This window comes from Rhodoferax sp. UBA5149 (assembly GCF_002413825.1).
Taxonomy (GTDB): Bacteria; Pseudomonadota; Gammaproteobacteria; order Burkholderiales; family Burkholderiaceae_C; genus Rhodoferax.
The window spans coordinates 32,749-37,704 of record NZ_DHXT01000160.1; the positions used below are offsets into that span (position 1 = coordinate 32,749).

Genomic DNA, 4,956 nt, shown 5'->3' on the forward strand with positions numbered 1-4,956 from the left:
TGGTAGTAGTCGTAGTAGCTGACGAAATACTCCACCGCGTTCTTCGGAAAGAACTCGCGGAACTCGCTGTACAGCTGCGCCGCCAGCGTTTTGTTGGGCGCAAACACGATGGCCGGTCGGCCCAGGCGGGCGATCACGTTGGCCATGGTGAAGGTCTTGCCCGAGCCGGTCACGCCCAGCAGGGTCTGGAACACCTCGCCGTCATTCACCCCCTCGACCAGCTTGTTGATGGCTTCGGGCTGATCGCCGGCCGGCGGATAGGGCTGATACAGCTCAAATGGCGAATCCGGAAAACGCACAAACGTGCCGGTGCGGACCTGGTCGGCATCGTCAGAAGGTGCGGCTGCAATGGGGGTGGGTGCGGACATAACGAGGCTATTCAAGGGGCGGCACGGTTCGACTCGGCGTCGAAGTAGTAGGTCACGCGGCGGCGCGGCGAGAGGTAGTCGTAGATCGGCTTCGGCAGCTGATCTGGTTTGAGCGCGCGGCTGATCGACACCTCGGGCTCGCTTTCGAGTTCGACCAGGATCGCCTGTTCGCGCGGCAACTGCGGGTCGTAGATCAACACGGTTGGCTTGAGCGGCTTGGAGCTGTTCACCGAGACAACCATGCCGATGCAATCGTTCGACAGCACGACGATGGTGCCAGGCGGATAGATGCCCATGCAGCGCACAAAGGTGGTCAAAGGCGCTGCATCGAACTTTGCGCGCTGCTGGGCATACATCAGCGACAGCGCCTGATGCGGCGTCAGGGCCTGAGACGGTTTGACCGGGTTGCACAGGTTGTCGTAGGTATTGGCAATGGCGACGATGCGCGCCAGCATAGAGCTATCGCCACCCTTCAGTCCCTTCGGGTAGCCACTGCCGTCCATCAGCTCGTGGTGCTGCGCGATTACCATCAAAGCCTCATTCGGCAGGCCAAGCTTGCGCCCGGTTTCGACGCCGTAGGCGCAATGCTGCTGCAGCAAAGATAGTTCGGGCTTGGTCAATGCATCGGTTTTGCGCACGATGCGATCGGGGATGTCGAGCTTGCCAACATCATGAAACATCGCGCCCATGCCAATCAGCCGGATCGCCTCGCGCGGCGCTTTCAGCTCCTTGGCCAGCATCATCGACAGCAGCGTGACATTGAGTGAATGGAAGTAGACCTCCTCGCCACCGGTCTTGTCTTTCATCAGATTGATCGCGATGTCAGACTCGGTCAGCATCGAATCGGCAATCGCCTGCACCAGTGTTTCGGCCTCTTCGCGCGCCCGCTCCGGCTTCGCGAAAAGATTCTGGTTGATCGATTTGACCGCGCGTGCCGACGACAGGAACTCGCGTTCGCAGACCGCCACCCTCGCCTGTTGCGCCACCAGGCGCTCCACGCGCGCCCGCTTGGCTTGGTAGAGGGGGTCTTCGTCGTGTGGCGGGGCGGGTGGCGGCTCGGGTGCAACGCCAGCCGGGACTTGCAATGGCTTGCCATCGCTTTTGGAAGGGGTGTAGCGAATGCGCGTGAGCCCCAGAGACTGCAGCGTCCCGATCTGATCGAGGCTCTTGATCTTGAAGCTGGAGAAGGAGAACGGATGCTCCGTCCACGCCAGGTCGAGGTGAATGTGCAAGCCTATGCACAGCTGTGCGGGCGTGATGTAAGAAGCGTTGGAGGCAGGCGTGTCGATCATCGAAGGCGGGCTGTTGGCGGTTGTCGGCGATGCCGCAAACTTGGTGACGGGTGTCAGTCAGTGCTGATGGAAATTATGCAGCCTTTTTGAGTTATTGAACGTCGGAGGCGAAGACCATTGAATCAGGCCGCTTGGCTCAAACTGCAAGTGGTTTTCTGGATTGCCTAAAATCGGTAATCCAGCTGAGCACAACGGCCAACTTGTAAGATCGACCGGCACGCTCTCGCCTCTCCAACTTGAAGGAATCTTTTTCATGTCCATGTTTTCTGCCGTCGAAATGGCGCCCCGCGACCCGATTCTGGGATTGAACGAGCAATTCAATGCCGACACCAACCCCGCCAAGGTGAACCTGGGCGTCGGTGTGTACTACGACGACAACGGCAAACTGCCCCTGCTGGCCTGCGTGCAAGCGGCCGAAAAGGCGATGATGGAAGCCCCGAAGCCGCGCGGTTATTTGCCGATTGACGGTATCGCCGCCTACGACGCAGGCGTCAAGGCGCTGGTGTTTGGCGCCGACAGCGAGCCGGTCAAATCAGGCCGCGTGGCCACGGTACAGGCCATTGGCGGTACCGGTGGCCTCAAAATTGGCGCCGACTTCCTCAAAAAGCTCAAGCCCAATGCCACAGTGCTGATCAGCGACCCGAGCTGGGAAAATCACCGCGCCCTGTTCAGCAACGCCGGCTTCACCGTCGACAGCTACCGCTATTACGACGCTGCCAAGCGCGGCGTGGACTTCGACGGCATGCTGGCCGACCTCAACGCTGCCGCCCCCGGCACCGTGGTGGTTTTGCACGCCTGCTGCCACAACCCCACCGGCTACGACATCACGTCCGCCCAGTGGGACCAGGTGGTCGCCACCGTCAAGGCGAAAAACCTGGTGCCCTTCCTCGACATGGCCTACCAGGGCTTTGGCTACGGACTGACCGAAGACGGCACCGCGGTGCAAAAGTTTGTGACCGCCGGATTGACCTTTTTTGTTTCCACCTCCTTCAGCAAAAGCTTCAGCCTGTACGGCGAGCGCGTGGGTGCCCTGAGCGTCTTGTGCGAGAACAAGGACGAGGCCGACCGCGTGCTGAGCCAGCTCAAGATCGTCATCCGCACCAACTACAGCAACCCACCCACGCATGGTGGTGCGATCGTGGCCGCCGTGCTGGGCAACCCGGAACTGCGCGCCCTGTGGGAAAAAGAACTGGGCGAGATGCGCGTGCGCATCAAGGCCATGCGCCAGAAGCTGGTGCAGGGTCTCAAGACCGCCGGGGTGAAGCAGGACATGAGTTTCATCACCAGCCAGATCGGCATGTTCAGCTACTCGGGCCTGACCAAGGATCAGATGGTGCGCTTGCGCAATGAATTTGGCGTCTATGGCACCGACACCGGGCGCATGTGTGTGGCAGCGCTGAACAGCAAGAACATCGACTACGTGTGTGCGTCGATTGCCAAGGTGGTTTGATTCAAGACCAACCTTTTAATGAAATAGCCTTCTAGCCCCCGTGGAATGGGCGCAAGCAGCTATTATTTTTATAGCATTCATCCTGTGCGCATGAAGTCACGCCACATCATGGGCGGCCAGCGGCTGGGTTGAAGAGCAGAGCTCGCAACAATCTGGCAGACTGCGTCATCCACTACGATGCCCACGACCATGAACCCACAAGCACCCGCCGCGCCCATCACTTCGCCATTCGGGGCACGCAGCACCGCGCTGGAGGTCGTCAGCGGCATGTCACTCCAAGGCCGCCAAGCCATCGTGACCGGAGGCGCGTCCGGGCTGGGCCTGGAGACCTCCCGCGCGCTCGCGTCGGCAGGGGCGCAACTCACGCTGGCCGTGCGCAACCAGGAGCAGGGTGCGGTCGCCGCCGCGCAGATTCGCGCTCAATGCCCGAATGCAATCGTCGACGTGGCTCGACTGGATTTGAGTGATTTGGCCAGCGTACGCCAGTTCACCACTGAGTGGGCCGCCAACAGCAAAGCACTCGACATCCTGATCAACAACGCCGCCATCATGGCCTGCCCCTTGACGCGAACCGCGCAAGGCTGGGAGGCGCAATTTGCCACCAACCACCTGGGGCACTTCGCACTGACCACCGCCCTGCTGCCCGCCTTGAAACGGGCTGCCGACAGCCGCGGCGACGCCCGCGTGGTGTGCCTTAGTTCTTCCGGCCACAAGATCGCCGGCGTGGACTTTGACGACATCCATTTTGAGCGACGTGAGTACAACAAATGGAAAGCCTATGGCCAGGCCAAGAGTGCCATTGCCCTGTTTGCGCTTGGCCTGCATTTGCGCTTCGGCGCCCAGGGCATCACAGCCAATGCCGTCCACCCTGGCGGCATCATGACCGGGCTGCAGAAGTTCCTGACCCTGGAAGAAATGCGTGCGCTGGGTTGGCTCAAGGCCGACGACACGCCACTGGACACTTTCAAGACACCCGCCCAGGGCGCGGCGACCAGCGCATGGGCCGCGACCGCGCCGCAGCTCAAGGGCCACGGCGGCCTGTACCTGGAAGACTGCCATCAGGGCTTGCCCGCAGAACCCAGCAACCGCGTCTCGGGCTACTCACCCCGCATCGCCGACCCGGTGACGGCGCAGCGTCTGTGGACCGTTTCCGAGGCCCTCCTCGCCACCGGGTCATAAAACGCCATCGGCGCTAGGGCGACGCACACTCGGCGTCGGTCTTGTCACGATTCAGCAAGATGTCAGGAGATTTTCAGATGAAACAATTCGCTGTGGCCTTGATCAGCGTGCTTGGGTTGGCCGCGGGTAACGCCTTCGCCTGGAGCAATCACAGCTTTGCGGCCTACCGTGCGTTTGAAAAAATGCCAGAGATCGTCAATGCCGCGCCGGTAACGGTAGAGCCCCTGGAAGTTTTCTTGAAAGCGCAAGAGAAGTCCATCGAGACCTTGCTGGCCAGCCAGGAAGCGTGGGCACAGACCCATCTGGACGTCTACCCCCCACGTCCTGCGGCGCTGGCCTTCAAGGCCAACCCGACGCGAACTGACGACGCCCGGCGACTGGCTTTTCTGATGGCGCTGCGTGTGGCGCCCAATAGCAAATTGGCGTTGTACATTCAACCCGATCCCTTGGGCCCGCGCCCTGATCCCGCCACGCTGCTGCCCCACGCCGCCATCAACACGCTACCCGAACAGCCCAATTCAACTTACCGTTTTGTTGGCCTCAAGGCCGGAGATCAAGTGGCGCCGCTCAGTGTCATCGCTTCGGCCTCGGATGAGCCGGACTATGGCCTGGACATCAATTTGTGGGAAGACAGTCCATCGGACTGGGGCAAGGTCTACGGTTTTGG

The 4,956-nt window shown here is 61.1% G+C and carries 6 protein-coding genes; 3 read left to right on the top strand and 3 right to left on the bottom strand.

Annotated elements, in window-relative coordinates; all coding sequences use genetic code 11:
• The 3 genes from B3V69_RS14340 to B3V69_RS14350 all read right to left on the bottom strand — a co-directional run.
• Positions 1 to 368 (bottom strand): DEAD/DEAH box helicase family protein (locus B3V69_RS14340; protein WP_296447629.1); only part of this gene is annotated, 368 nt, incomplete at its 3' end.
• 11 nt (positions 369 to 379) lie between these two features.
• The gene (locus B3V69_RS14345) at positions 380 to 1,660 is read right to left on the bottom strand and encodes an HD-GYP domain-containing protein (protein WP_296447631.1); all 1,281 of its coding nucleotides are present in this window, start codon (positions 1,658 to 1,660) and stop codon (positions 380 to 382) included.
• Positions 1,661 to 1,717: 57 nt separating this feature from the next.
• On the bottom strand, positions 1,718 to 1,915 hold the full coding sequence (locus B3V69_RS14350; protein WP_296447632.1) for a hypothetical protein: 198 nt from the start codon (positions 1,913 to 1,915) through the stop codon (positions 1,718 to 1,720).
• Between B3V69_RS14350 and B3V69_RS14355 the strand changes: the two genes are divergently transcribed.
• From B3V69_RS14355 to B3V69_RS14365, 3 genes are all read left to right on the top strand, one after another.
• The gene (locus tag B3V69_RS14355; RefSeq protein ID WP_296447633.1) at positions 1,914 to 3,110 is read left to right on the top strand and encodes an amino acid aminotransferase; all 1,197 of its coding nucleotides are present in this window, start codon (positions 1,914 to 1,916) and stop codon (positions 3,108 to 3,110) included. The two genes, B3V69_RS14350 and B3V69_RS14355, sit on opposite strands and share 2 nt — an antisense overlap.
• 189 nt (positions 3,111 to 3,299) lie before the next feature.
• Entirely contained in the window at positions 3,300 to 4,289 is a 990-nt protein-coding gene (locus tag B3V69_RS14360) for an oxidoreductase (protein WP_296447634.1), read from the top strand.
• A 77-nt stretch (positions 4,290 to 4,366) separates the two neighbouring features.
• On the top strand, positions 4,367 to 4,956 hold a 590-nt coding region (locus B3V69_RS14365; protein WP_296447637.1), incomplete at its 3' end, for a hypothetical protein.